General features: G+C 65.5%; 21 protein-coding genes and 1 tRNA gene. 8 read left to right on the top strand and 14 right to left on the bottom strand.

Annotated elements, in window-relative coordinates; genetic code table 11:
* Window positions 1–7: 7 nt before the first annotated feature.
* Together EBMC1_RS11425 and EBMC1_RS17875 are read right to left on the bottom strand one after the other, a co-directional pair.
* The gene (locus EBMC1_RS11425; protein ID WP_003046560.1) at window positions 8–2,101 is read right to left on the bottom strand and encodes a RelA/SpoT family protein; all 2,094 of its coding nucleotides are present in this window, start codon (window positions 2,099–2,101) and stop codon (window positions 8–10) included.
* A 141-nt stretch (window positions 2,102–2,242) separates the two neighbouring features.
* The gene (locus EBMC1_RS17875; protein WP_003046557.1) at window positions 2,243–2,578 is read right to left on the bottom strand and encodes a CC_3452 family protein; all 336 of its coding nucleotides are present in this window, start codon (window positions 2,576–2,578) and stop codon (window positions 2,243–2,245) included.
* A 122-nt stretch (window positions 2,579–2,700) separates the two neighbouring features.
* Between EBMC1_RS17875 and EBMC1_RS11415 the strand changes: the two genes are divergently transcribed.
* From EBMC1_RS11415 to EBMC1_RS11405, 3 genes are read left to right on the top strand one after another with little or no spacing between them, the layout of a single operon-like run.
* Window positions 2,701–3,210, top strand: coding sequence for a winged helix-turn-helix transcriptional regulator (locus EBMC1_RS11415; protein ID WP_003046553.1), 510 nt, complete (start codon window positions 2,701–2,703; stop codon window positions 3,208–3,210).
* A 48-nt stretch (window positions 3,211–3,258) separates the two neighbouring features.
* Window positions 3,259–4,404, top strand: coding sequence for a sensor histidine kinase (locus tag EBMC1_RS11410; RefSeq protein WP_003046552.1), 1,146 nt, complete (start codon window positions 3,259–3,261; stop codon window positions 4,402–4,404).
* Window positions 4,401–5,207: a LytR/AlgR family response regulator transcription factor gene (locus EBMC1_RS11405; RefSeq protein WP_003046549.1), complete on the top strand. Its 807-nt coding sequence runs from the start codon at window positions 4,401–4,403 to the stop codon at window positions 5,205–5,207. Before EBMC1_RS11410 ends, EBMC1_RS11405 begins: the two co-directional genes overlap by 4 nt.
* A 108-nt stretch (window positions 5,208–5,315) precedes the next feature.
* Here the strand turns inward: EBMC1_RS11405 and ribA are convergent, their stop codons facing one another.
* The 4 genes from ribA to EBMC1_RS11385 form a co-directional block, all read right to left on the bottom strand.
* The gene (gene ribA, locus EBMC1_RS11400) at window positions 5,316–6,386 is read right to left on the bottom strand and encodes a GTP cyclohydrolase II (protein WP_003046546.1); all 1,071 of its coding nucleotides are present in this window, start codon (window positions 6,384–6,386) and stop codon (window positions 5,316–5,318) included.
* On the bottom strand, window positions 6,383–7,177 hold the full coding sequence (locus tag EBMC1_RS11395) for an exodeoxyribonuclease III (RefSeq protein ID WP_003046544.1): 795 nt from the start codon (window positions 7,175–7,177) through the stop codon (window positions 6,383–6,385). Before EBMC1_RS11395 ends, ribA begins: the two co-directional genes overlap by 4 nt.
* 387 nt (window positions 7,178–7,564) lie before the next feature.
* Window positions 7,565–8,221, bottom strand: coding sequence for a LolA family protein (locus EBMC1_RS11390; protein ID WP_003046541.1), 657 nt, complete (start codon window positions 8,219–8,221; stop codon window positions 7,565–7,567).
* Between the two features lie 112 nt (window positions 8,222–8,333).
* Window positions 8,334–10,649, bottom strand: a complete 2,316-nt coding sequence (locus tag EBMC1_RS11385; protein ID WP_003046537.1) for an FtsK/SpoIIIE family DNA translocase — start codon at window positions 10,647–10,649, stop codon at window positions 8,334–8,336.
* A gap of 139 nt (window positions 10,650–10,788) precedes the next feature.
* Here EBMC1_RS11385 and EBMC1_RS11380 point away from each other — a divergent pair, with 139 nt between their 5' ends.
* The gene (locus EBMC1_RS11380) at window positions 10,789–12,018 is read left to right on the top strand and encodes an FAD-dependent monooxygenase (RefSeq protein WP_003046535.1); all 1,230 of its coding nucleotides are present in this window, start codon (window positions 10,789–10,791) and stop codon (window positions 12,016–12,018) included.
* 93 nt (window positions 12,019–12,111) lie between these two features.
* Window positions 12,112–12,819 (top strand): sigma factor, encoded by a 708-nt coding sequence (locus tag EBMC1_RS11375; RefSeq protein WP_003046532.1) that lies wholly within the window; start codon window positions 12,112–12,114, stop codon window positions 12,817–12,819.
* A 4-nt stretch (window positions 12,820–12,823) separates the two neighbouring features.
* Here EBMC1_RS11375 and EBMC1_RS11370 read toward each other — a convergent pair whose 3' ends face one another.
* Both EBMC1_RS11370 and EBMC1_RS11365 read right to left on the bottom strand, forming a co-directional pair.
* The gene (locus tag EBMC1_RS11370) at window positions 12,824–13,474 is read right to left on the bottom strand and encodes an LON peptidase substrate-binding domain-containing protein (RefSeq protein ID WP_003046528.1); all 651 of its coding nucleotides are present in this window, start codon (window positions 13,472–13,474) and stop codon (window positions 12,824–12,826) included.
* Window positions 13,474–14,385 carry a tetratricopeptide repeat protein gene (locus EBMC1_RS11365; protein ID WP_040590233.1) on the bottom strand — a complete coding sequence of 304 codons (912 nt, stop codon included), beginning with the start codon at window positions 14,383–14,385 and terminating at the stop codon, window positions 13,474–13,476. Before EBMC1_RS11365 ends, EBMC1_RS11370 begins: the two co-directional genes overlap by 1 nt.
* 225 nt (window positions 14,386–14,610) lie before the next feature.
* Here EBMC1_RS11365 and EBMC1_RS11360 point away from each other — a divergent pair.
* Window positions 14,611–14,685, top strand: a tRNA-Gly gene (locus tag EBMC1_RS11360).
* Between the two features lie 195 nt (window positions 14,686–14,880).
* On the opposite strand, the gene EBMC1_RS11355 is transcribed toward EBMC1_RS11360, so the two are convergent.
* From EBMC1_RS11355 to EBMC1_RS11330, 6 genes are all read right to left on the bottom strand, one after another.
* Entirely contained in the window at window positions 14,881–15,477 is a 597-nt protein-coding gene (locus tag EBMC1_RS11355) for a cation transporter (RefSeq protein WP_003046522.1), read from the bottom strand.
* 117 nt (window positions 15,478–15,594) lie between these two features.
* The gene (locus tag EBMC1_RS11350) at window positions 15,595–18,756 is read right to left on the bottom strand and encodes an efflux RND transporter permease subunit (protein WP_037553392.1); all 3,162 of its coding nucleotides are present in this window, start codon (window positions 18,754–18,756) and stop codon (window positions 15,595–15,597) included.
* Between the two features lie 17 nt (window positions 18,757–18,773).
* Window positions 18,774–20,036, bottom strand: a complete 1,263-nt coding sequence (locus EBMC1_RS11345; protein WP_003046516.1) for an efflux RND transporter periplasmic adaptor subunit — start codon at window positions 20,034–20,036, stop codon at window positions 18,774–18,776.
* Window positions 20,033–21,268, bottom strand: a complete 1,236-nt coding sequence (locus tag EBMC1_RS11340; RefSeq protein WP_003046513.1) for a TolC family protein — start codon at window positions 21,266–21,268, stop codon at window positions 20,033–20,035. The genes EBMC1_RS11345 and EBMC1_RS11340 overlap by 4 nt, the downstream gene beginning before the upstream one ends.
* A 65-nt stretch (window positions 21,269–21,333) precedes the next feature.
* Entirely contained in the window at window positions 21,334–21,672 is a 339-nt protein-coding gene (locus EBMC1_RS11335; protein ID WP_003046510.1) for a hypothetical protein, read from the bottom strand.
* A gap of 49 nt (window positions 21,673–21,721) precedes the next feature.
* Entirely contained in the window at window positions 21,722–22,096 is a 375-nt protein-coding gene (locus EBMC1_RS11330) for a DUF3703 domain-containing protein (RefSeq protein ID WP_037553271.1), read from the bottom strand.
* A 446-nt stretch (window positions 22,097–22,542) separates the two neighbouring features.
* Between EBMC1_RS11330 and EBMC1_RS11325 the strand changes: the two genes are divergently transcribed.
* Both EBMC1_RS11325 and EBMC1_RS11320 read left to right on the top strand, forming a co-directional pair.
* On the top strand, window positions 22,543–22,905 hold the full coding sequence (locus tag EBMC1_RS11325; protein ID WP_003046504.1) for a hypothetical protein: 363 nt from the start codon (window positions 22,543–22,545) through the stop codon (window positions 22,903–22,905).
* A gap of 65 nt (window positions 22,906–22,970) precedes the next feature.
* The gene (locus EBMC1_RS11320) at window positions 22,971–24,278 is read left to right on the top strand and encodes a TolC family protein (protein WP_037553274.1); all 1,308 of its coding nucleotides are present in this window, start codon (window positions 22,971–22,973) and stop codon (window positions 24,276–24,278) included.
* The last annotated feature ends 51 nt before the right edge of the window (window positions 24,279–24,329 follow it).

The raw sequence follows: 24,329 nt of genomic DNA, 5'->3' as shown, positions 1-24,329 counted from the left end.
CGTTTCGCTAGAGCCGCTCGGCCTGCACGACGCTGTCCGACGCGCGGAGCGCGGACAGGATACGCATCACATGCTGAACGTCGCGCACCTCGACGACGACGTCATAGGTGTGGAAATCGCCCTCGCGGTTCGACAGCCGCAGATTGGTGATATTCGCCGAATTGGCGGCGAGGATGCCGGACATTTCGGCGAGCGTGCCGGTTTCGTTGAGGATGACGACGCACAGCCGCGCATTGCCGCCTTCGCTGTCCTCCTGCCACCTGAGGTCGATCCAGTCGGCGTCGATGCCGTCGGCCAGGCTGGGGCAGTCGATAACATGCACCTCGATCCCCTCGCCGGGCCGGGCAAGGCCGACGATGCGGTCGCCGGGAACGGGGTGGCAGCAGTCGGCAAGCTTGTAGGCGACGCCGGGGGTCAGCCCCTCGATCGACACCGCGGCGCCCTGGCGCAGCTTGCCCGGCTTCGATTTCATCTCGGCGGTGATGCCGGGAACGAGCGCTTCGAGAATCTGGTCGTCGGACAATCGCCGCCGCGCGATCGCGACATAGAGCGCGCTGTCATCCTCGAGCTTCAGCCGCTCGCGCGCCGCGGCGCGCGCCTTGTCGCCGACCTTGTTGGGCAGGCGGCGGGAGATCTCGTCGTACATCTTGCGACCAAGGGCGGCGAGTTCGACCTTTTCCTTCGACCGGACATGGCGGCGGATCGCGGCGCGCGCCTTGCCCGTCACCGCAAAGCCCAGCCACGCGGGCTGCGGCGTCTGCTTTTCCGATGACAATATCTCGACGGTATCGCCGTTGACGAGCTGGGTGCGCAGCGGCACGAGCCGGCCGTTGACCTTGGCACCGACGGTGCGGTCGCCGAGCCCGGTGTGGACGGCATAAGCGAAATCGACCGGCGTCGCGCCCTTGGGAAGCTGGAACAGGCTGCCCTTCGGGGTGAAAGCGAAGATGCGATCCTGATACATCGCGATGCGCGTATTTTCGAGCAGTTCGTCGGGGTCGTGCGTCTGGTCGAGGATTTCGAGAAGGTCGCGAATCCACCCCGCCTGTCCGTCGGGTGAGCCGCCGCCCTGCTTGTAGGCCCAGTGCGCGGCAAAGCCGAATTCGGACTGCTGGTGCATCGCCTCGCTGCGGATCTGGATTTCGATCCGCATATTTTCATTGTGCATGATCGTCGTGTGCAGCGACTTGTAGCCGTTGCGCTTGGGGGTCGAGATATAATCCTTGAAGCGACCGGGGACCATTTTCCACTTGCGGTGAAAGACGCCAAGCGCGGCATAGCAGTCGGCATCGCTGCGCGTGATGACGCGAAAGGCGATGATGTCGGTGACCTGTTCGAAGCTGACGTGGCGTTCCTGCATCTTGCGCCAGATCGAATAGGGATGCTTTTCGCGCCCCGACACGTCCGCCTCGATCCCGCTTTTCGCGAGCAGCTCCTTGAACTCGCGGCTGATCCCGGCGACCTTGTCCTTGCCGCCCGCGGTCAGTTTGGCGAGCCGGCCGGTGATCGTCGCATAGGCCTCGGGCTCGAGCTCGCGAAAGGCCAGAAGCTGCATTTCGCGCATATATTCATACATGCCGATCCGCTCGGCAAGCGGGGCATAGATGTCCATCGTCTCCTTGGCGATGCGGCGCCTTTTGTCCGGATTCTTGATGAAATGCAGCGTGCGCATATTGTGCAGCCGATCGGCGAGCTTGACGAGCAGCACGCGGATATCGTCGGACATGGCGAGCAGGAATTTGCGCAGATTTTCGGCGGCGCGCTCATTCTCGGTCTGCGCCTCGATCTTGCTGAGCTTGGTGACGCCGTCGACCAGCCGCCCGACGTCGGCGCCGAACAGCCGCTCGATCTCTTCGGGCGTGGTCAGCGTGTCTTCCAGCGTGTCGTGGAGCAGCGCGGTGACGATCGTCTCGCTGTCGAGATGGAGGTCGGTCAAAATGCCCGCGACCTCGACCGGATGGCTGAAATAGGGGTCGCCCGACGCGCGCTTCTGGCTCCCGTGCTTCTGTACGGTGAAGACATAGGCGCGGTTCAGCAGCGCCTCGTCGACGTCGGGATCATAAGCGCGCACGCGCTCGACAAGTTCATACTGCCTCAGCATCGCATCCAATGTCGTTCATGCGATGCCAATTGCAATATATTTGTATCGGTGGACCAGCGAAGCCACGGGCGTCGCCGGCACAACAAAGGGCCGCGCGGAGCAGAGGGGAGAGCCGGCGCGGCCCTTCTTGCGGGCGAAGGGTCAGCCTTCGCCGTTGCAGCGTGCGAGGTCGGCGTCCTCGAGCGGCTTGCCGTCGACGGTGAAGCTCGCGACGCGGCCAGCCTTCTTGGCGAGCGCGGCGCACATCATCAGCGGGCGGCTGGTGCCACGGCCTGCCGTGCAGGTCGTGCCCTCACACACCCAGACGACATCGCGGGCGACGAAGCGCGCGGTCTTCGCCGCGTCGGCCAGTTCGGCGCGATAGAAAGGGCCGCCAGCGGCGGCGGCGGGAACAGCGGGGAGCGCCGCGGCGCCGATCGACAGCGCGCCCGCCAGGGCGAGTATCGGGGTGCCGGGGGAAAGCCGGAAATGGAACATGGGAGCCTCCTTTTTTGACAACCGGAAGGTTGCGCTTCGCGATCTGGTGCGTCCGTTGCGAAATGCAACCGAGGCCCTATATTTTTTTGGCACGGCGGCGATTTTACGTTAGGGCATGGCCTATGGGAAAATTACGCGAAAAACTGAACGATCTTGATGGGGGCAATTGCGCCTTGCCGCTCGCGCTGGAGGCGATGGGCGAACGATGGTCCTTCATGATCCTTCGCGCCGCTTTCAACGGTGTCCATCATTTCGAGGAGTTCCAGCAGGAGCTCAATATCGCGCGCAACATCCTGTCGAACCGGCTGTCGAAGCTGGTCGATCATGGCATCATGGCGCGCGAAGTGATGGCGGAGGATCGCCGCAAGGTTCTGTACCAGCTTACCCAGAAGGGCGTCGAACTGCTGCCCGCGATGATCGCGCTGCGCCAGTGGGGCGAAAAATGGGGGGCGGGAGTTCCCTCGACCCCGGTGCTCGTCGATTCGCATGACGAACAGCCGATCGGCCCGGTGACGATCACCGCGCACGACGGCCGGCCGCTCGAATATGGCGAGCTTGTCTGGAAACATCGTTCGGAACTCCAGCCGCTCGGCCAGGCGCGCGTGCGGATGGCACCGGTCGCGGCCGAATGATCCTCACTTCGCGGACGGCGCGCTCGTCCCCTGATTTCGGCGGCTGACATGGCAAGCCAGACTTCCCCGATTCCGCTGTTCGGCTTTTCCTCGCCCGGGCCGTTTTTCGGGAACAAGGTCCGCGCCTTCTGGAATCTCCAGATCCTCGGCTGGCTCGGCTGGTTCGGGCTGCGCGTCGTGTCGGGGCTGGCGGGCGGCCAATCCTTCGATTTCCTTGTCCTTGTCGTTGTTTCGGCGGTTACGGGTTTTTCGCTGACGCTGCTGCTTTCGGTTTGCTACCGCGCGCTGATCAACCGCCGCACGATCCTGATGTGGGGGGCAAGCTTCGGCCTCCTGGCCTTCGCCACCGCGGTATGGGCATTCATCGACGCCTGGCTTTTCCAGATATTGAAGCCCGACAGCGAGACGAGCTTTACCGGCCTGCTGCTGGTGTCGATCTATATCGACGCGACGACGCTCGCGGCCTGGTCGGCGCTCTATTTCGCGATCAACTATTTCCTGCAGCTCGAGGAACAGAATGACCGCGTGCTGCGGCTCGAGGCGCAGGCCGCATCGGCGCAGCTCGCGATGCTGCGTTACCAGCTCAACCCGCATTTCCTGTTCAACACGCTCAACAGCATCTCGACCCTCGTCCTTTTGAAGCAGACCGAGCCCGCCAATGCGATGCTGTCGCGCCTGTCGGCCTTTCTGCGCTACACGCTCGCCAACGAACCGACCGCACAGGTAACGCTGGCGCAGGAGGTCGAGACGCTGAAGCTCTACCTCGATATCGAGAAGATGCGTTTCGAGGACCGGCTGCGGCCGCATTTCCAGATTGATCCGGCGGTGCAGCGCGCGCGCCTGCCTTCGTTGCTGCTTCAGCCGCTGATCGAAAATGCGATCAAATATGCGGTGACACCGCAGGAAGAAGGAGCCGACATTACGCTGACGGCTCAGCTTGCCGGTCAAAATGTTCGGATTACCGTGTCCGACACCGGCACGGGATTGTCAGCCGATGGCGTCGACCCCACCACCGGGATTGCAACGGAATCGACCGGTGTGGGTTTAGCCAACATCAGGGACCGGCTGGCCCAGGCCTATGGCGACCAGCAACGGTTCGAGGTGCAATCGGGCACCGATGGCGGATTCACGGTGATTATCGAGATTCCGTTTCAGCCCGATGGACAAGCGACGATTGGAACCGAACGCACATGACGATCAGAACCATCCTGGTGGATGACGAGAAATTGGCGACCCAAGGCCTGCAACTGCGGCTTGAAGCGCATAGCGATGTCGAAGTCGTCGACACCGCGCAGAACGGCCGGGAGGCCATTCGCAAGATCAAGACGCACAAGCCCGACCTCGTCTTCCTTGATATCCAGATGCCCGGATTCGACGGTTTTTCGGTGATCCAGGGACTAATGGAAGTCGAGCCCCCGCTCGTCGTCTTCGTCACCGCCTATTCGGACCATGCGATCCGCGCCTTCGAGGCGCAGGCGGTCGATTATCTGGTGAAGCCCGTCGAGCCCGAGCGGCTCGCCGATGCGCTCGACCGCGTTCGCCAGCGCCTCGCCGAAAAGCGCGGCGTGGCCGAGGTTGAGCGGCTGAAGACGGTGCTTGCCGAAGTCGCGCCCGACGCGGTCGAGGAATATGATGCCGAAACGGCGGCCGATGCGCCCGCCGCCGACCGCTACGAAAAGATGATCAACATCAAGGATCGCGGGCAGATTTTCCGCGTCGATGTCGACAGCATCGAACGAATCGACGCTGCCGGCGACTATATGTGCATCTACACCGCCGACAATTCGCTGATCCTGCGCGAAACGATGAAGGATCTCGAAAAGCGGCTCGACCCGCGCAATTTCCAGCGCGTGCATCGCTCGACCATCGTCAACCTCAGCCAGGTGAAGCAGGTCAAGCCGCACACCAACGGCGAGTGTTTCCTCGTGCTCGGTTCGGGCGCGCAGGTGAAGGTCAGCCGCAGCTACCGCGATGTGGTCGCGCGTTTCGTGCACTAACCCCCGACAATAAACATCGTCATTGCGAGGAGCGAAGCGAAGCGGCGATCCGGAGCACGCGTAAACCGCCCTGGATTGCTTCGCTGCGCTCCTCGCAATGACGAGGCTTTACAATTGATGTCCCGTGCGGTCGCGCTTGGTCGCTAGATAGCGTTCGTTGTGCGGGTTCGTCGGCAGCGCGAGCGGGATGCGTTCGACGACGTCGACGCCCTCCCTTTCCAGTCGCGCGACCTTTTCGGGATTGTTGGTCATCAGGCGGATGCGCGGGATGTTGAGCAGCGCGAGCATCTGGCCGGCGATCGCAAAATCGCGCGCCTCGACGGGGAAACCCAGCCGCAGATTGGCATCGACCGTATCATAGCCCTGATCCTGCAGCGCATAGGCGCGCAGCTTGTTGACGAGGCCGATGCCGCGGCCTTCCTGGCGCAGATAGAGCAACACCCCCCATGGGGCGTCGGCCATCGCGTGGAGCGCCGCATGCAGCTGCGGTCCGCAATCGCATTTGAGGCTGCCGAGCACGTCGCCGGTCAGGCATTCGCTGTGCAATCGCACCACGGGCGGATTGCCGTCGCGCTTGCCGATGATCAGCGCGACATGGTCCGACGCTTCCTCGGGGCTGCGAAAAGCAACGATCTCGGCGGTTTCGCTCGCCGCGACAGGCAGGCGGGCGCGCGCCGCGATTTCGAGCCGCGACGGGTCGAGCAGGGCGGCGACGTCGGCGGTAGAACAGGCGGTTTCGGCTTCACCCCCGGCCGCGCGCACGAAAAAGGCGGGGAGCAGGCCCGCGTGGCGCGCCATCGTCATCGCGGTCGCGGCTGCCGCCTCGCCGCCGCTCGCGATCGTGCGGAACGGACCTTTGAGCGGATTGGCGAGGTCGAGCGCCGGGTCGGCGATCGCCAGCGCCGCGGCGACGCTTGCGGCGCCGTCCGCCAGTCGCACCGGCCCCGGCGTCGCGGCGGCGCGCTGGTTGGTAAGCTTCAGCGTGACCGCGCGCTCGCCCGAGATCAGCAGGTCGGCGCTGCCGAATTCGGCCAGCGCCGCATCGCGCGCGCTTTCGACGGCCAGCAGATCGAGAGCCCCGTCGGCGCCTTCGATCCGAAAGGGCCAGCCGCGGCGCAGCGCGTCGATCGCACGCGCGGCGCGGCGGGCGCCGCGGTCGATGGCCGGCGCGTCGCTCAAAATGCGAACTCCGTGACGAGCGGAATATGGTCTGACGGGCGTTCCCAGCTCCGCGCCGGCTGGACGACGCGGTGGCTCTGCGCCGCGTTCCGTATGTCGGGCGTGACCCACATATGGTCGAGCCGGCGACCGCGGTTCGACGCTTCCCAATCTTTCGCGCGGTAACTCCACCAGGTGTAGAGCGGGGTCGGCGGCGCCACGAACTGGCGGCCGAGATCGATCCAGCCGGCCGCGGCCTGGAGACGGGCGAGCGTATCGACCTCGATCGGCGTGTGGCTGACGACGTCGAGCAGCGCCTTGTGGTTCCATACGTCGCTTTCGAGCGGCGCGACGTTGAAATCGCCCGTCAGCACCGTCGGCGTATCGGCGAGCGCGCCCGCCCATTCGGTCATGCGCCCCAGAAAATCGAGCTTCTGCCCGAATTTCGGGTTGAGTGCGCGGTCGGGGATGTCGCCGCCGGCCGGGATATAGACATTGTCCAGCCGCACCCCCGACGGCAGCGTCACGCCGACATGGCGTGCCTCGCCATTGGCTTGCCAATCATATTTGCGCACATCGGTGAGCGGCAGCTTGCTGACGATCGCGACCCCATGGTGCATCCGCTGGCCGTTGGTGACGATGTGACGATAACCCAGGTCTTCGAACATCTGTTTCGGGAACAGCCCGCATTCGACCTTCGTTTCCTGCAGGCAGAGGACGTCGGGCGCCTCTTCGCGCAGGAATTTCTCGACGATGCCGATGCGCGCACGCACGCTGTTGATGTTCCAGGAAGCAATGCTCGTTTGGGTCATGGAGTCCGGCTCTATCGGTGCGAAGCCTTCACTGCAATCGTTGCGGGCTGGTGCCGCCTGCACCGACGCGCCGGACACGCCGCGCATAAACATAAACCCCCGTTCCAGGGGCGGTGGAACGGGGGTTCAAGGTCAGCGTTCGTCACGCTCTTGAATGAAGACACCTGGCAATCCGGTTGGGGCAACAGGGGGAAACCCAAAATCCGGAGGCCGTGTCGGCGCCTTCGAGAGATGAAATAGCCCCTCTTCCCTGTCGCCAAGCTGAACGAAAATCGGCGGCTGTCGGCGACATTTGCAGTTCGTCGATGCCGAACGTCGGTTGGGCGGAAAAAGGGCGCCGAATCCCCTTGGGGAAACGGCGCCCCGTTCATAAAAGTCGCGCTGGCGTCAGACGCGGCCGCGCTGTTTGGGGCGCGGATCGGTCCAGCGGAAAGCCGAATCGGCGACCGGCACGTTGAAGCGCTGGTTCGACAGATCGATCCGCGTCCGGTTGTTCTGCGAATCGAGCGCGACCCAGCCGCGCAGTCGCAATCCGCCCGGCGCCCCCGCATCGCGGATGAACACCATGGTGATCGTCCCATATTCGGGGCGCTTGGGGTCCTTGACCTCGACGCTCAGCACATCGCTGTTTCCGGTCGGGACGACCTTCGCATATTTGGCGAGATCGCGATCGGGATCGAGCAGCGCGCCGAGCGGCGAATTTTTCACCGGCCAGCTCTGCACCTGCTTGACCTCATAATCGATCATCGTCAGGCGGCTGCCGTCGCCGACGATCAGCAGCGGGACGCCCTTCTGATACTGGAAGCGGATCTTGCCCGGACGCTTCAGCGTCAGCTGTCCGCTCAGCCGCTGACCGTTGCGATCCGTCTGCACGAAGTCGGCGGTCATCGAACTGGTCGACTTGAGGTGCGATTGCACCGCGGTAAGCGCGCTCGCCGATTGCGCAATGGCGGGCGCGGAGAGCGTCAGGCCGAGGGCGGCGGCAGGCGCGAGCGCCAGCGCGGCGGCGCGGGTCAGGAAATGGCGGTCGATCGTCAGGGTCATCGGGCTCTCTTGTCTGTTTCGGTCGATGCCGGCTTGTTGCAGGGCGGCATTGAACCCGCCCTGAACCCGGCCTTTAGACGCTGTTCAAGTCGTTGGCGGAGCGAAAGGTTCCCTATCGCGGCTGCCCATATTGGTCGGTCAGCACGTCGCGGCGGCCGACATGGTTCGGCGGGCTGACCAGCCCTTCGTCCTCCATCCGCTCGATCAGGCGCGCCGCGCTGTTATAGCCGATGCGCAGCTGGCGTTGCAGCCAGCTGGTCGATGCCTTCTGGCTTTCGACCACGATCTGGCAGGCCTTGGCATACATGCGGTCCTCGGCGCTGTCGCCGCCCGCAGGTGCGCCTTCCATAGCGAAGCCGCCGTCCTCGGGATCCTCGGTGACGCTTTCGACATAGTCGGGGCGCCCTTGGCCGCGCCAATGATCGGCGACCGCGCGGACTTCGTCGTCGGACACGAAAGGACCGTGGATGCGCGTGATCTGCTTTCCGCCGGGCACGTAAAGCATGTCGCCCTTGCCCAGCAGTTGTTCGGCGCCAGCCTCGCCCAAAATGGTGCGGCTGTCGATTTTCGACGTCACGTTGAAACTGATGCGGGTCGGCAGGTTCGCCTTGATGACGCCGGTGATGACGTCGACCGACGGACGCTGCGTCGCAAGGATCAGATGGATGCCCGCCGCGCGCGCCTTTTGCGCCAGGCGCTGGATGAGGAATTCGACTTCCTTGCCCGCGGTCATCATCAGGTCGGCCAGCTCGTCGACGACGACGACGATCTGCGGCAGCGGCTGATAATCCAGCGTCTCTTCCTCATAGACCGGCTGACCAGTGTCGGGATCGTAGCCCGTCTGGACGCGCCGCCCGAGCGACTTGCCCTTGGCCAGCGCGCCGCGCACCTTGTCGTTGTAGGACGCGAGGTTGCGCACCGAGAGCGATGACATCATCCGGTAGCGGTCCTCCATCTGCTCGACCGCCCATTTGAGCGCGCGCACCGCCTTCTTGGGTTCGGTGACCACCGGGGCGAGCAGATGCGGGATATCGTCATAGACGCTGAGTTCCAGCATCTTGGGATCGATCATGATCATCTTCACCTGATCGGGACCGAGGCGATAGAGCAGCGACAGGATCATCGCATTGAGGCCGACCGACTTACCCGACCCGGTGGTGCCGGCGATCAGCAGGTGCGGCATCGGCGCGAGGTCGGCGATCACCGCGTCGCCGCTGATATTCTTGCCGAGGATGATGGGCAGCGCGCCGCTATGTTCCTGAAACAGCCCGCTGCCGATGATCTCGTGCAGCACGACGGCCTCGCGGTGCGCGTTGGGCAATTCGATGCCGATGACGGTGCGCCCCGGGATCGGCGCGATGCGCGCCGACAGCGCCGACATGTTGCGCGCGATGTCGTCCGCGAGGTTCGACACGCGGCTCGCCTTGGTTCCGGGCGCGGGCTCGAGCTCGTACATGGTGACGACCGGACCGGGGCGGACCGCAGTAATCACGCCCTTGACCTGGAAATCCTCGAGCACCGATTCGAGCAAGCGCGCGTTGCGTTCGAGCGCCGCCTTGTCGATCTGTCCCGCCGGCGTGTCGGGGGCCGGGGCAAGCAGGTCGATCGAGGGAAGCTGGTAATTGGTGAACAGCTCGGTCTGCGGCTTCGCGCGCGGCTTCGACGGCGCCGAGCGCTGCGCCGGGTCGGCGATCTCGGGCGGGGCGCGGTCGCTGGGTTCGGCGCGCGGGCGCGGCCGGATCACGCGCTCGACCAGATTGGCGGGGCGCGGCGCATCGGCCGGGACCGCGCGCGCCGGTTCGACGACGCGGCTTCCTTCGGCGGCGGGCAGTCTGAGCCGCCCGAGCCAGCCCTTTTCGAGCCGCAGCGAGCGCATCGCGAGCCAAAGGCCGACAAGGATGAGGAGCAGGATCGTGCCGAAGCGGATCAGCGCCGCGGCGGGATCGCCCGCCAGCGCAAACAGCGGGGTGATCGCGCTCCCCGCGAGCAGGGCGAGCAGGCCGCCCCACCCCGCGGGCATCGGCGAACCCGACGCTGGCGACCAAAGCTCGGCGCCCATGCCGACGAGCAGGATGCCGGCAAAGCAATAGGCGAGCTGACGCAGCCAATAGGGCTGCGGCTCGGCCGCCCACAGCCGCCACGCCATGATGCCGAACAGCGGGACGAGCAGTGCGATCGGCGCGCCGCCGACCGACAGGCCAAGGTCGGCGAACCAGGCGCCCGCATGGCCCATCCAGTTGGCGGCGCTGCCGCCCGCTGCGGTGTTGAGCGCTGCGTCGGTGCTGTCGTAGGTAAGCAGGGCGAGCGCGAAAAACAGCGTGAAGGCGGCGAGCGCCACTGCCGCGGCGATCACCAGCGATCGCGCGATGCTTTGTCTGAAAACGGTGCGCCAGTCGGCCTTCGCCGATGCGGCCTTGCGGCTTGCCATGCGGAATGCGGTCCTCGATCGATTAACCACGGCGATATGCGCATGGGGCGGACTCGTCGTCAAGCGGCGCCCGGCGCGCCGATGGTCCGCGTGCGCCTGCCCGCTTCCCAAGCGCGCCGGGCCGGAGTAGAGCGGCGGCATGAGCGAAGTATTGCGCAGCGATGTCCTGATCTCCGGCGGCGGGCTTGTCGGCCAGGCGCTGGCGATCGCGCTTTCCCATCATGGTCTGTCGTCGCAGATCGTCGACCCCGCCGATCCGGTTGCGACGATCGCGCCCGGCTTCGACGGCCGCGCCTCGGCGATCGCCAGCGCGGTGTGGCAGATGTTCGGCGTGCTCGGCCTTGCCGATCGGCTTGCGCCCTACGGCTGCCCGATCCGCGCGATCAAGGTCAGCGACGGGGGACAGGCGGGCGAGCTCGATTTCGTCGCCGATGCGGATGCCCCCGCGCTCGGTACGATGGTCGAAAACCGCCAGCTTCGCCTCGCGCTCGCGGCGGCGCTCGCCGAAGCGCCGCTGGTGCGCCTGTTCATGCCGGCGAAGGTGGTCGCGCGCGATGTCGACGCGCATGGCGTCACGCTGACCCTCGCCGACGGCACGCGGCTCGCGGCGCCGCTGCTCATCGTCGCCGAAGGGCGCCGATCGCCGACCCGCGATGCGGCGGGCTTCACGATCGCCAACTGGTCCTATCATCATCACGCGATGATCGGCGCGGTGGCGCATTCGCGCCCGCACGATCAGGTCGCGCACGAAATCTTTTTCCCCTCGGGGCCCTTCGCGCTGCTCCCGCTCGTCGATGATGCCGAGGGGCGGCATCGTTCGGCCTTCGTGTGGACCGTATCCGAACAGGACGGGCCGGGTTTCGCCAAGCTGGGCGACCGGGGCTTCCTTGCCGAACTCGGCAAGCGCGCGGGCGATATTCTCGGCACGATGGAACTGGTCGCGCCGCGCATGACCTATCCGCTCGGCTTCCATCACAGCGCGCAGATCGTTGGCGACCGCATCGTCCTGGTCGGCGACGCCGCGCACGGCATCCATCCGATCGCGGGGCAGGGTCTCAACCTGGGGCTGCGCGATGCCGCGGCGCTGGCCGAGGTGCTCGTCGATGGCGCGCGGATTGGGCTCGACCTTGGCGATCCGGCGCTGCTCGCGCGCTATCAGCGCTGGCGCGGGCTCGACAATCTGATGGTCAGCCTCGCGACCGACGGACTGACGCGGCTGTTCGGCATTCCGGGACGCACTGCCTCCTTCGTCCGCCGTACCGGGCTCGGCGCGGTGCAGCGCATGCCGGCGCTCAAACGCTTCTTCATGGACGAAGCGCGCGGCGAAGCCGGCGATCTGCCGCGGCTGCTCGCCGGTACCGAAATATAGGTAGTCCTACTTAGGCGCCCGGTGCGGCCGCGCTAACCATCGCGGCATAGCCTGATCCCGCGCGGCCATTCTGCCGCCGGGAACAGGGGACAAATGATGTCGGACAGGAGCCAGGCATTCGAAAGCGCGGTCGGCGCGCTGATCGCGGCGCACACCGCGGCAGAGGCGGCGCCGGGTGCGCGGGCGCGGGCGCGGATCGATCGTGCCTTTGCGCAGCTGCTGGCGCTCGCGGCGCCGCGCATTCGCTATTTCACGCGCGCCTACGGGCTTGGTGACTGTGCCGATGACGCCGCGCAGGCGTGCGCGATCGCGCTGCACCGCGCGGCCGAACGCTATGATCCCGCGCGCGCTCGCTTTACGACCTATGCCAATTGGCAGATCCGCGCCGAGCTTCAGGCGCTGCGCCTGCGCCTGCATGGCGATCCGCGCTGCGCGGGTCGGCGCGGCGCCGTGACGCTGTCCTATGATGCACTGGTCGACGACGGCGCCGGGGACTGGCTGGCCGATCCCGCCGCCGAAGGCGCGACCGAAGGCGGTGCGCGCGATGCGCTCGCTGCGCTGTGCGTCGACCGGCTCGTCGCCGAATGGGCGCAGCGGCGCGGCAAGGCGCTTGCACGCGGCGCGCGCGGCGGAGCGGCAGGAGCGCGCGCGGCGACGCGGCTCGCGCATGAACGGGCGCTCGTCCGGCGCCACCTCGCGCATGTCGATTCGCTCGTCGAACGGCTCGGCGAAAGCGACCGTCACATCGTCCGCCGCGCCTTTGCCGATATGGCGCAGGCGGCGGGCGGCAAGCCGCACTGACGCCCTATTGCAGCGTGGCGCGCCCGTCGTCGCCGTCGAAGCGGCCGAAAAACTGCATCAACTGGATCACCAGCTCGGCGCGCATTTCGAGCGGAGAGGTTTCGAGCAGCGCCTGCTTGGCCGCGGCGTCGAACGGTGCGACCTGCGCGATGCCGTTCACCAGCGTTTCGTCGTCAAGCTGCCCGACCGAGGCCCAGTCGACGACATAGCCCTGCCGCTGGGCAAAGCGTTTCGCCTCGCGCTCAAGGCTCGCGCGCTCGATGCTCGACAGCACGGCTTCGTCCTCGACCTCAGCCTCTATCTCTGCCTCGACCTGGCGAAAGGGTGTCGTGACGTCGAGCTCGCGGCGGACGCGAAAGCGCGCGACGCCTTCCAGAACGATGTTGAACCGCCCCTCGGCCAGCGCCTCGACGTCGATGATGCGCCCGACGCAGCCGACATCGTAAAGCGCGGGGGGCTCGCGATCCTCCTCGCCGGGGATCTGGCGCGGCTGGATCATCCCGATCTGGCGGTCGCGCGCCAGCACTTCCTGCACCATCGCCTTGTAGCGCGGCTCGAAGATGTGGAGCGGCAGGTGCAGCCCCGGAAACAGCACCGCCCCGGGCAGCGGAAAAATCGCGATCCGCTGAATGGTCAGGGGCGCGTCGGTCGGCATCAGCCGAACAGGATCAGCGACAGGCGGCGGCGCTGCGCGGCGACCCACGGATCTTCCAGCCCCACCGCTTCGAACAGCGACAGCAGTTTCGCGCGTGCCGCGCCGTCGTTCCATTCGCGGTCGGCGGCGACGATGTGGAGCAGATTGTCGGCGGCGGCATCGCGCTGTCCCGCGCCGATCTGGGCCACGGCAAGATCAAAGCGCGCCTGATGGTCGTCGGGATTGTCGGCGGTCGCGGCCTCCAGCGCCGCGAGTTCGCCCGCGTCGGGGGCATCTGCGGCGAGTTCGAGCGCGCTTTTCGCCTGCGCGATCGCGGGATCGCCCGCAATGTCGGCGGGGACGGCGGCCAGCGCCAGCGCCGCGCCTTCGCTGTCGCCTGCGGCGAGCAGCGCGCGGATCAGCCCGCCGTGCGCGGCGGCGCTGTCGGGCGCCATTTCGGCGATCTGCGAAAAAATGCCGACCGCGCGCGGGCCGTCGCCTTCGGCCAGAACCGATTCGCCCATTTCGAGCAGCGGGGCGATCTCGACCGCGCGTGCACCGGCGTCGCTTTCGACCGGCAGCTGGGCGAGCAGCTGGTCGAGCATCGACTTGAGCTGGCTTTCGCTGCGCGCGTTGGTCAGGTTGGCGACCGGCTGGCCCTGAAAGATCGCGTAAACGGTCGGGATCGACTGGACCTGAAACTGGCTCGCGATGAAGCCGTTCGCATCGACGTCGACCTTCGCCAGCACAACGCCCTTGTCGGCGTAATCGGCGGCGACCTTTTCGAGCACGGGGGCGAGCTGCTTGCACGGCCCGCACCATTCGGCCCAGAAATCGAGGATGACGAGCTTCGTCATCGACGGTTCGACGACGTCGCGGCGGAAGGCCTCGACGGCTTCCTTTTCCTGCGGGTTCAGCCCCAATGTCGCCACGCTCATGCTCCTTGCCGGTTGTTTCGCGCCATGCTGGCGGGCTGCAATGGCCCTCTGCCGACGCGAAAAGAATCTCTTCGCCGCGTTATGTGGGAATTGTGCGCCGGATGCCAACCCTTCGCCCGGCGCCTGTAAGAAAAGTACAAGGGGGGGCTTGCCGACTCCAAAAGCCGGTGCTAATCGCCCGCCTCACCCGCTGGCACCCACCGGTCGCCAGCCGCCAGAGCGGGCGTAGCTCAGGGGTAGAGCACAACCTTGCCAAGGTTGGGGTCGAGGGTTCGAATCCCTTCGCCCGCTCCAGTTTTCCTAACAATTTCAGACACTTACGCCGAATGGCGGCGTAATACGCGTCGTTACGTGGGCTCGATTTTTGCCTCGCGTAATAAGGACGTAATATGATGGGAGCGAGCTGTCGGGTGCCTCTAGGGCAGGATCGGCGACGTTGTTCGCAGAGGTCCGAACATTCTTCCGCCGATCCGACACGCCTCACATGCTCTAATCTTTCTGCTGTTTGGCCTCTTGGCGGGCGTCGCGAAGGATTTCGATGCCGCCCTTGATCGCGATCAGCGCAGTCGCAAATCCAACCAGAAGGTCCGGCCAGTTCGTACCGAGCCACCAGACGAGGACACCCGCGATCAGGATGCCGCCGTTCGAGATGAAGTCGTTGTAGCTGAAGGTTGTCGCGGCTCTGAGGTTGACGTCCGGATCCTGAATGCGCTGCAAGAGCTTCAGACAAGCATAGTTCACCACCGCAGCGACGGCCGACATGATCATCATTGTCGGACCGATCGGTTCGCTGCCTTCGAAATAGCGCCGTCCTACATCGAACAGGACGCCGGCCGCGAAGACCAGCAGCATGACACCCGATGCCGTGGCAGCACGGGTTTTCCATTTCAGGCCGTGGCTGAGCGCAACGAGGCTCAAGGCATAGACCGCGGCGTCGGACAGATTGTCGAGCCCATTGGCGATGAGCGCGCTCGAATCGCCGAGCCCGCCGGTTACGAGGAAGGCGATCGCGATAGCCGAGTTCAGGACGAGAACGATCTGGAGCGTTCGCTTTTCGCGTTCGCTCCCGGATGCTTTTTCATTCATTGCAAGCTCCTCAATCCTCACCATCCCTAAAAGGAGGCGGAACCCGCTTGGGTTCCGCCCCAGTCAGCACTCTCGGTTGCCGCCGACAGGGGGGAATGGCGGCCATCCGGGAGTGTCTCAGCCTTCGGGGCTGGGGACGCTGCTCGGGCGCGCCAGCTCTTCCTCTTCGGCCTTCGCGGTCCGTCGATGGACCAGGAGGTACAGGGCCGGCAGCACGAGCAAAGTCAGGATCGTCGACGAGATGATCCCGCCGATGACGACAGTTGCCAGCGGCCGCTGCACCTCGGACCCAGCCCCGACATTGAGCGCCATCGGTACGAACCCGAGCGACGCCACCAGCGCCGTCATCATCACCGGTCTGAGGCGGGTCAGCGCGCCTTCGCGGATCGCCTCGACGAGCGCTTTTCCGCGTTCGCGCAGATCCTTGATGAAGGATAGCATCACCACGCCGTTCAGCACCGCGACCCCGGACAAAGCGATGAAGCCGACGCCCGCCGAGATCGATAACGGAATGTCGCGCAGCGCCAGCGCCGCGACCCCGCCCGTCAGCGCCAGAGGCACGCCCGAGAAGACGATCGCAGCATCGCGCACCGTGCCGAACAGCATGAACAGCAGCCCGAAGATCAGCAGCAGCACCAGCGGCACGACGATCTGGAGGCGCTCGGTCGCGGACTGAAGCTGCTCGAATGTGCCGCCATATTCGATGTAGTAACCATCGGGCAGCACGACCTCAGCTTCGACCTTTTGCGTGAGCTCGTCGATGAACGAGCCCAGATCGCGCCCACGAACATTCGCCGTGATCACCGCGCGGCGCTTGCCATTTTCGCGGCTGATCTGGTTCGGCCCCGCCGCGAGCGATATCTCCGCCAGCTCCGAAAGCGGCACGAAGCCGCCGGCCGGAAGTGCAACGGGGAGATTGCCGAGCGACGCGAGATCGGTGCGAATGGCCTCGGGAAGCCGGACGATGACGTCGAAGCGGCGGTCACCCTCGAAAAGCTCGCCGGCCTGACGGCCGCCGGTCGCTGTCGAAACCGCATCCTGCACCGTTTCCATGCTGACACCGTAGCGCGCGAGCTTGTCGCGATCGGGCGTGACCGAGAGCATCGGCAGGCCGGTGACCTGTTCGAGCTTCACGTCCTGCGCGCCCGCAATCCCGCCCGCGACTTCCTCGATCGCCTGCCCCGATTCGAGCAATTGATCGAGGTCGTCGCCGAACAACTTGATCGCCACGTCGGCGCGAACGCCGGCGATCAGCTCGTTCATGCGCATCTTCACCGGCTGGGTGAACTCATAATTGTTCCCTGGCACCTCGTTCGCCGCCTTGTTGAGTTCGGCAACGAGCTGGTCGCGCGTCTTTCTCGGATTGGGCCATTCCTTCCGGTCCTTGAGCATGATGAAATTATCGGCGACCGACGGGGGCATCGGATCGGTCGCTACCTCGGGAGTGCCGATCTTCGCGAACACCCGCTCGACTTCGGGGAACTGCCTGATCCTCTTCTCCAGCGCCTCCTGCATCGCGATCGACTGGGTGAGGCTCGTCCCCGGAATGCGCATCGCGTGCATCGCGATATCGCCTTCGTCGAGGTCCGGGATGAACTCGGACCCGAGACTGGTCGCCGCCACGCCGCTCAGCGCGACAAGCGCCAAAGCACCAGCCAGCGCAGCCTTCGGCCAATTGAGGACGCGGTCGAGCATCGGGCGGTAGCCCTTGCCGAGCCCGCGCATCAGCCAATTTTCCTTTTCTTCGACCTTGCCGGTCACGAACAGCGCCACCGCGGCCGGAACCAGGGTGAGCGACAGCAGCAGAGCGGCGGTAAGCGCGAGGACGACGGTGATCGCCATCGGATGGAAGGTTTTGCCCTCGACGCCCTCGAGCGCGAAGATCGGCAGATAGACTGCGGTGATGATAATAATGCCGAAGATGCTCGGCTTGATCACTTCTGCGCTTGCGGAAGCGACTAGGCCGAAGCGCTCGTCGCGGTCGAGCAGGCGTCCGAGCCTGTGCTGAGCCTCGCCGAGCCGGCGGAGGCAGTTCTCGACGATGATGACGGCCCCGTCGACGATGAGGCCGAAGTCGAGCGCCCCGAGGCTCATGAGGTTTGCCGATGTCCGCGTCTGGAGCATGCCCGTCAGCGTCATCAGCATCGCGACCGGAATGACCGCCGCCGTGATCAGCGCGGCCCGGAAATTGCCGAGCAGCAGGAACAGGATCACGATGACGAGCAGCGCGCCCTCGGCGAGATTCTTCTGCACCGTCGAAATCGTCCGCTCGACGAGCGCGGTGCGATCGTAGAGCGGCTTGGCAACGACACCCTTCGGCAACGCACGCGAGGCTTCGACGAGGCGTTCGGCCGAGGCCTGCGCCACCACGCGCGGATTCTCGCCGATCAGCATCGAGACCGTCGCGAGGACGACTTCCTTGCCATTTTCGGTTGCGGCGCCTGTGCGGAGCCCCGAGCCGATCGCGACATCGGCGACGTCGGCGATCCGGATCGGAACCCCGCCGCGGGTGGTGACGATGATCTGCGACAGGTCACGCTCATTATTGGCCTGACCCGGCACGCGGATCAGAATCTGTTCGCCGCTGCGCTCGACATAACCGGCCCCGCGGTTGGCATTATTGGCCTCGAGTGCGGTGACGACATCGTTGAGCGAGAGATTGAGCGAGGCGAGCGAGGCCGGGTTGGGTGTCACATGATATTGGCGGGCATAGCCGCCGATCGTGTTGATCTCGGCGACCCCCGGAATCGTGCGCATCTGCGGCCGGATGACCCAATCGGACATCGTCCGGAGGTCTTCCGCCGTATAAGGCGTGCCGTCGGGTTTTCGCGCGCCCGGTTCGGCCTCGATCGAGAACATGAAGATTTCGCCGAGGCCCGTCGAGATCGGGCCCATTTCGGGCTCCATCCCGGGCGGAAGCTGGCCGCGCGCGGCCTGGAGCCGCTCGTTGACCTGCTGGCGCGCGAAATAGATGTCGGTCCCGTCCTCGAAGACGACAGTGACCTGGCTCAGGCCATAGCGCGAGATCGACCTGGTATAGTTGAGGTTCGGGATGCCCGCGATCGCGGTCTCGATCGGATAGGTGATGCGCTGCTCGGACTCGAGCGGCGAATAGCCTTCCGCCTTGGTGTTGATCTGGACCTGGACGTTGGTGATGTCGGGAACGGCGTCGATGGGCAATTTGGTCGCGCTCCACGCGCCGATCGCGCAGAGGAGCGCGACCACCGCGAGGACGAGCCATCGTTGCCGGATCGAAAAGCCTATGGTTCTGGCTAGCATGTTATCCTGCTCCCCGATCAATGGTCGTGGCCCGCGCCGGACTTTTCGATGTCGGCGCGAACGAGGAAACTGCCCTTGGTGACATAGGCGGTGCCGGGCTTGATGCCCGACAGGACCTCGGTCCATTCGGGCGACGAACGGCCGAGCTTCAGCATCCGGACCTCATAGTCCTGCCCGAAATTGGCATAGACCACCTTGAAGTCGCGGAAGGGCTGGATCGCCTCGGTGCGCACGGCAAGCGGCACGGTGACGGGGTTGACCATCACGCGGCCGCGCAAGGCCATGCCAGGGCGGAGCGTTCCCGAGCGGTTCGGGATGGTCGCGCGGATGAGCGCAGTGCCCGCCTCGACATTGCCGTCGGGCAGGAACTGCCCGAGCGGCGCGGTCGCGATTTCGGCGCCGTCCTGCGTCTCCACCGTCACCCGCATGCCCGGACGTATGATCGCGAGGTCGCGGGGGAAGATGTTGAAGACGACCGTGGTCTGCGCCGGGTCGGTGACCACATAGAGTGCGCGCCCGTCGGTGACGTCGCCGGGGTTGGCGTTGCGCTCGGCGATCACGCCGCCGACCGTCGCATATACCGGATAGACCTGGAGGCTCTCGCTCGACTCGATGCGCGCGAGCAGTTCCCCACGGCGGACGCTGTCGCCCACCGCCTTGGTCACCGAGACGACGCGGCCGGGGAACTGGCCGCGAATTTCGGAGCGGGCGGTCGGCGACAGTTGGACGGTGCCGTAGAGTTCGCGCATTTCGCCCACCGTCGCCGGTCCGACGACCGCGGTTTCGATGCCTCCGGCCTTGGCGGCGTCAGCCCCGATCCGCGTGCGCCCTTCGGGGTTCGCATATTTCCAAACGTGCCGCTTGCCGCCCGTCACCGCGACAACCTCGACGTCGAAGCTGTGCGGTTCGGTGACGACACCTTGCCCTGCGAGGAATTTGCCCTGCGGGCGGAAGGTGAAGCGATCGACGTCGCCGCCAAGCCGCGTGAGGGTGATGGCGAGCTGGACATCCTTCGGGTCGACCGGTTTGCCGTCCCGCGTTGCGAAAACGCGGAATTGCGGCTCGGTGCCATTCTCGAAGATTATGACCTCGACCGCGAAATCGCCATTCTTGAGCAATTTGCCACCGTTCGGGCCTTTGGCATCTTCCTCGCCTTCGCCCTCAGCGTGGCTTTCGCCTTCTTCATGCTTGTCTTCGCCCTCGGCTCCGCCACCGCAGGCAGCGAGAGGCACAGCAAGGAACAGCGCCGCAGCCGCGGCGGGAAATGGAAACTTCTTCATGGAATATTCTCCGCAAGGGGAGCCGCATCGAAGCGGCCGGTCAGGCGATCGATCTCCGCGAGCAAATCGCGGTAGCGTGTCATGGCCTCGGCCCACTGACCCTGGATCTGGATGATGACGTCGGCGGCATCCTGTACGTCGGCGAACAGGAACCCGCCGCGGGCATAGCCTTCGCGCACCTGGCCGAGCGTCTTCACCGCCTTGGGATAGACGTCGTTCATGATGCCCTCGGCCCGGACGCGTGCGGCGTCGGCATCGGCGCGCAGCGACGCGAGGCGCCGCAGCCGCTCGAGCCGGCTCGCTTCGGATTGGAACTCGAGCTGCCGCCGTTCGGCCTGCGCCCGGGCGATATTGCCCTGGTTGCGGTCGAACCGTCCGAGCGGGATCGAGATGCCGCCAAGAACGGCGACATCATTGGTCTCGCGAAGAAAGCGCGTGCCGCCCGAGACCGTATAGTCTTGGTGCGCACGGCTCTGCTCGACGACGACCTGCGCGCGGGCCCGGTCGACGGCGGCGTCGAAGACCGCCGCGTCGGCTTCGGCGAGCGGCGGATCGCGCGGATCGGGTTTCTCGATCCCCTCGGCGATAACGAGGCTGTCAGGCGTGCCGCCCCAGAAGGAGGTGAGCAATGCGCGTGCGGACTGCCGCTTCGCCTGGGCTTCCTTCAGGGCCAGTTCGGCTTCGAGAATGCGGGCATCGGCGCGCGTCTCGACGAAGAGCGGATCCTTGTAGCCGCGCACGCGCCTGATCGCTTCGGTCCGCATCTCCTTTTCAAGTTTGACGCGATCCTCTGCGATCCAGACCATCTGCTCGGCGATCTGGACGTCGATATAGGCGCGCTGCACTTCCTGGGCGATGTCGAGCCGGACGAGCCGCCACTGCGCCTCGGCGAGAACGACACCGCGCTCGGCAAGCGCCATTCGCGCCTCGCGCTTGCCCCCGCGTTCGAGCGGCTGCGAATAGGTGACGGTGAGTTCCGATTGCCGGAACAGGCCATAGCCGCCCGTCCCGACGCCATTGTCCATGTCGACCGACACGGTCGGATTGGGACGGACGCGGGCTTGCAGCTGGTCGGCGCGCGCGGCGTCGACCCCCGCTTCGCCCGCTCTAAGCTCGGGCGATGCAGCGATGGCCCGCTCGACCGCCTGGTCGAGCGTTAGCGGCTGGGCCCAAACGGACCCCGCCAGCAGCGCAGCCCCGGCCAACAGGGCGGCGCGCATATGGATATGCATGAATGATCACTCCTGAACGATTCGACTGAGCGCAGGCCGAAAAGGGGCCGCGCGGCAGGCGGCGTTCAGGCGAGGGGAGGGTTCAGGGGCGGTGCGAGCGCGCGCGAAGCGAGGCGCGTCGCGGGCAACGCAAAGTGCAGGCCGCCGGAAAAACAGGACAGATCGTCATGACCCGAAAGGGCCTGATCGGATGCGACCGGGCAATTATGGTGACTGCCGTGGAGGTCGGCGTCCTGCTGACCTTTTTGCGTGTCCTTGTCCGACGCATGGCCCGGCTCGACATGGTGCGAAAGATGCGAATCCGTCGCATGGTGCGTCATGCCCGCCATCGCCGGCGCAGCATTGTGGAGCCCGCTGAGCAGCAGGATGAACACAAGCAACAGGCGAAGGGTAGCGCCGGACATGGTCGCGCCCCTAACAGCGAATGACCCGTTCCGGAAGTCCAAAACCGGATCAATCGGTTCGCGCAGCGCGGCTCTCCGTCGACCGGGCCGTTTCGATCAGCGCTTCGAGGGCCTGCGGCATCGGCATCGGCTCGAAGGCGCTCACCCGCGCGCGACCATTATTCCCTGCGGGGAGGCGGCCGGTCAGCGAACCGAGCGGGACGAGCAGGAACCGCATTGCCTGACCGGTAGCTTCACGGGCATCGCCGAGCTCGATCGCATAGCGAAACATGTGCCAGTGGGAGGCGAGATGCGCGCCCATATAGGGCTGGCTCAATATATGTTCCCATTCCAGCGCCTGCCACGCAGCGGCTTCATCTCCGATTCGGCGTGATTCGCAAAACAGGCGATATTGCTCGCGCAGCAGCGGCTCGATGACGGCCATGCTCACGGGATTTACTGTCGGCGGCACCATCCTCTTTCCCCCTTTTTTGTGCAGGGCAGGCTCTTGCACCCTGTAGTAGATACAGGGTCAAGCCCTGATGTTCCGGCAGGACGCTGTGCCGCTCTGCGTCCGATTTACCCCCTCGTCTCACGGGAAGCATATCGCTCGAATGTCGTCCCGAACAAAGGAGGCGGGAGCCAATAGCGAAGCGATAGAAATAAGAGTGAAAGACAATTGTAGAATTATTGTGCTTAACGCGTGATTGTTCGGCCGATATCCTGTTTCTTGAGGCGCATCTGCAACTATAGAGGGGCAAGGTGCACTGCTCTCTTACCTCCATGAGATAAAATTACGGAGCCGGTTCGGGGGTTCGAAGAGTGCCGCCGAAGTTGATTGAAAATCTTCTACTTTTCACCGCGCCGTTTCGATGCTAGGGGCCGGTTTCAATGCGACGGGTGATCCTCTTCCTCCTGACCCTTCTCCTTGCATCCGGAACGGTTGCGGGGTCGCTCGCACATGCGACCGAGGATCGGGCCGAGGCGAGCCTTTTCGTTGCTGTGATCGAAGCCGGCTGCGTTCCCGCACCGGCGATCGAAGGCGCCGAAGTCGACAAGAAAAAATCCTCTCCCGGCGAAAAGCAGCAGGTGCCTGCCGCCGCTCATGGCTGCCACGGTCACCATTCGGGCGTCCCGGCGGAATCGCTGTCGGCAGCGACCGAAACGCCTGCCCCTGAAGCGCATACGCGCATCCTGACGGCCGCCTTGCCGCCCGTCGCCTATATCGGGACGTTCCGCCCTCCAATCGCCTGACGCTCTAGGTCTGCGCGTGCCCTTCGCGTGCGCTTCTCCCTGGAAACGTCAGGAGTCTCCTTTTCATGAAATCCATAGTTGTCGCCGCGAGTCTCGTGGCGCTCGTTGCAGGCTCAAATTCCGCGCCCGCCGCTGCCCAGTCGGCAGCGACGGAGCTGGTGGGACCGCCTTCTTCCGCAGGCGAGGCCGTGCGTACCGGCCCGCTTCCCGCTCGATTGTCCCTCGCGCAGGCGATGGAGGAAGCCGACGCGCGCTCGCCGCGCGTGGTTGCCGCCGAAGCCGAAGTGGAGGCCGCTCGCGGTCGCCAGCGTCAGGCGGGCTATCGCTACAATCCGACGCTCAATGTCGATGTCGAGAATTTCGCAGGCACCGGCCCCTACTCGGGCCTGAACGGTCTCGAAACGACCGTGTCGGTCAATCAGCGTCTCGATATCGGGGGCCGGCGCCGGTCGCGCATGACGCTCGCCGACGCCGAGTTTCTGGCCGCGAAGTACAAGTTGGAGATTGCACGCGCAGATCTTGCGCTCGATGTCCGCAACCAGTTCGCGACCGCTCTCGCGGCCCGCGATAGCCTCGCGCTCGCACGCGAAAATGAAGCGCGTGCCCGCGAACTCGTCCGCGTGGCACAGGCCATGGTCGATACCGGCAACGAGCCGCCGCTCCGTGCGTTCCGCGCCAATGCGGCTCTCGTTCAGGCCACCGCCGAGCTACGCACGGCCGAGGCCGAAGAAAGGACCGCCCGGCGTTCGCTCGCGGCGCTCCTTGGAAGCTCGGTCCCGCCTGCCGAGTTGATGGAAGGCGATATGTGGGTGGCACCGGAGACGGTGGACTCGCTCGCGACGCTCGACGTTCGCTTGGCAGAAACCGAGAAGCTGATTGCTGAAGCGCGGCTCCAGGGGCAGCGCGCCGATGGCCGGCTCGATCCGTCGGTCGGCTTCGGGGTGCGTCAGCTTCGCGACACCGGCGATCGCGCATTGATCGCCAATGTTTCCGTGCCGCTCCCCGTCTTCGACCGCAACCGCGGCAACATCTCGGCAGCCAAATCCGATGTCGCCGCCGCCATTGCGCGGCGCGAGAATGCAGTGGTCAATGCTCAGGCGGAGATCGCCAATGCGCAGGCCGAACTCGAAGCCGCAGAGGCCCGCCTCGCGGCGCTTGAGGGTAGCGGCATCGAGCAGGCGCGCGAAGGTGTCCGGCTCGCCGAACTCAGCTACCGCGCCGGCAAGTCCTCGCTCGTCGAATATATCGACGCGCAGCAGGCCTATGCGGCAACGCAGGCCGAACTGATCGCGGCGCGCCAGGCCCGGGCCGAAGCCCGCGCCATCCTATCGCGCCAGGCAGCCGCCGACGGCGATGCGGATCATCAGCCATGAGCGCGCCGAGCCTTCCAGTGGACGGAGGCGCCTTCGCCATCGTCCTTCCAA

The sequence above is a fragment of the Sphingopyxis sp. MC1 genome, assembly GCF_000371385.1.
Classification (GTDB): domain Bacteria; phylum Pseudomonadota; class Alphaproteobacteria; order Sphingomonadales; family Sphingomonadaceae; genus Sphingopyxis; species Sphingopyxis terrae.
Note: the sequence above shows the minus strand (reverse complement) of the source record. Positions and strands in the feature narration are given on the sequence as shown.

Coding starts and splice junctions, on each gene's coding strand:
- EBMC1_RS11425 (WP_003046560.1), bottom strand. CDS start 2,101: ATGCTGAGGCAGTATGAACTTGTCGAGCGCGTGCGCGCTTATGATCCC.
- EBMC1_RS17875 (WP_003046557.1), bottom strand. CDS start 2,578: ATGTTCCATTTCCGGCTTTCCCCCGGCACCCCGATACTCGCCCTGGCG.
- EBMC1_RS11415 (WP_003046553.1), top strand. CDS start 2,701: ATGGGAAAATTACGCGAAAAACTGAACGATCTTGATGGGGGCAATTGC.
- EBMC1_RS11410 (WP_003046552.1), top strand. CDS start 3,259: ATGGCAAGCCAGACTTCCCCGATTCCGCTGTTCGGCTTTTCCTCGCCC.
- EBMC1_RS11405 (WP_003046549.1), top strand. CDS start 4,401: ATGACGATCAGAACCATCCTGGTGGATGACGAGAAATTGGCGACCCAA.
- EBMC1_RS11395 (WP_003046544.1), bottom strand. CDS start 7,177: ATGACCCAAACGAGCATTGCTTCCTGGAACATCAACAGCGTGCGTGCG.
- EBMC1_RS11390 (WP_003046541.1), bottom strand. CDS start 8,221: ATGACCCTGACGATCGACCGCCATTTCCTGACCCGCGCCGCCGCGCTG.
- EBMC1_RS11385 (WP_003046537.1), bottom strand. CDS start 10,649: ATGGCAAGCCGCAAGGCCGCATCGGCGAAGGCCGACTGGCGCACCGTT.
- EBMC1_RS11380 (WP_003046535.1), top strand. CDS start 10,789: ATGAGCGAAGTATTGCGCAGCGATGTCCTGATCTCCGGCGGCGGGCTT.
- EBMC1_RS11375 (WP_003046532.1), top strand. CDS start 12,112: ATGATGTCGGACAGGAGCCAGGCATTCGAAAGCGCGGTCGGCGCGCTG.
- EBMC1_RS11370 (WP_003046528.1), bottom strand. CDS start 13,474: ATGCCGACCGACGCGCCCCTGACCATTCAGCGGATCGCGATTTTTCCG.
- EBMC1_RS11355 (WP_003046522.1), bottom strand. CDS start 15,477: ATGAATGAAAAAGCATCCGGGAGCGAACGCGAAAAGCGAACGCTCCAG.
- EBMC1_RS11350 (WP_037553392.1), bottom strand. CDS start 18,756: ATGCTAGCCAGAACCATAGGCTTTTCGATCCGGCAACGATGGCTCGTC.
- EBMC1_RS11345 (WP_003046516.1), bottom strand. CDS start 20,036: ATGAAGAAGTTTCCATTTCCCGCCGCGGCTGCGGCGCTGTTCCTTGCT.
- EBMC1_RS11340 (WP_003046513.1), bottom strand. CDS start 21,268: ATGCATATCCATATGCGCGCCGCCCTGTTGGCCGGGGCTGCGCTGCTG.
- EBMC1_RS11335 (WP_003046510.1), bottom strand. CDS start 21,672: ATGTCCGGCGCTACCCTTCGCCTGTTGCTTGTGTTCATCCTGCTGCTC.
- EBMC1_RS11330 (WP_037553271.1), bottom strand. CDS start 22,096: ATGGCCGTCATCGAGCCGCTGCTGCGCGAGCAATATCGCCTGTTTTGC.
- EBMC1_RS11325 (WP_003046504.1), top strand. CDS start 22,543: ATGCGACGGGTGATCCTCTTCCTCCTGACCCTTCTCCTTGCATCCGGA.
- EBMC1_RS11320 (WP_037553274.1), top strand. CDS start 22,971: ATGAAATCCATAGTTGTCGCCGCGAGTCTCGTGGCGCTCGTTGCAGGC.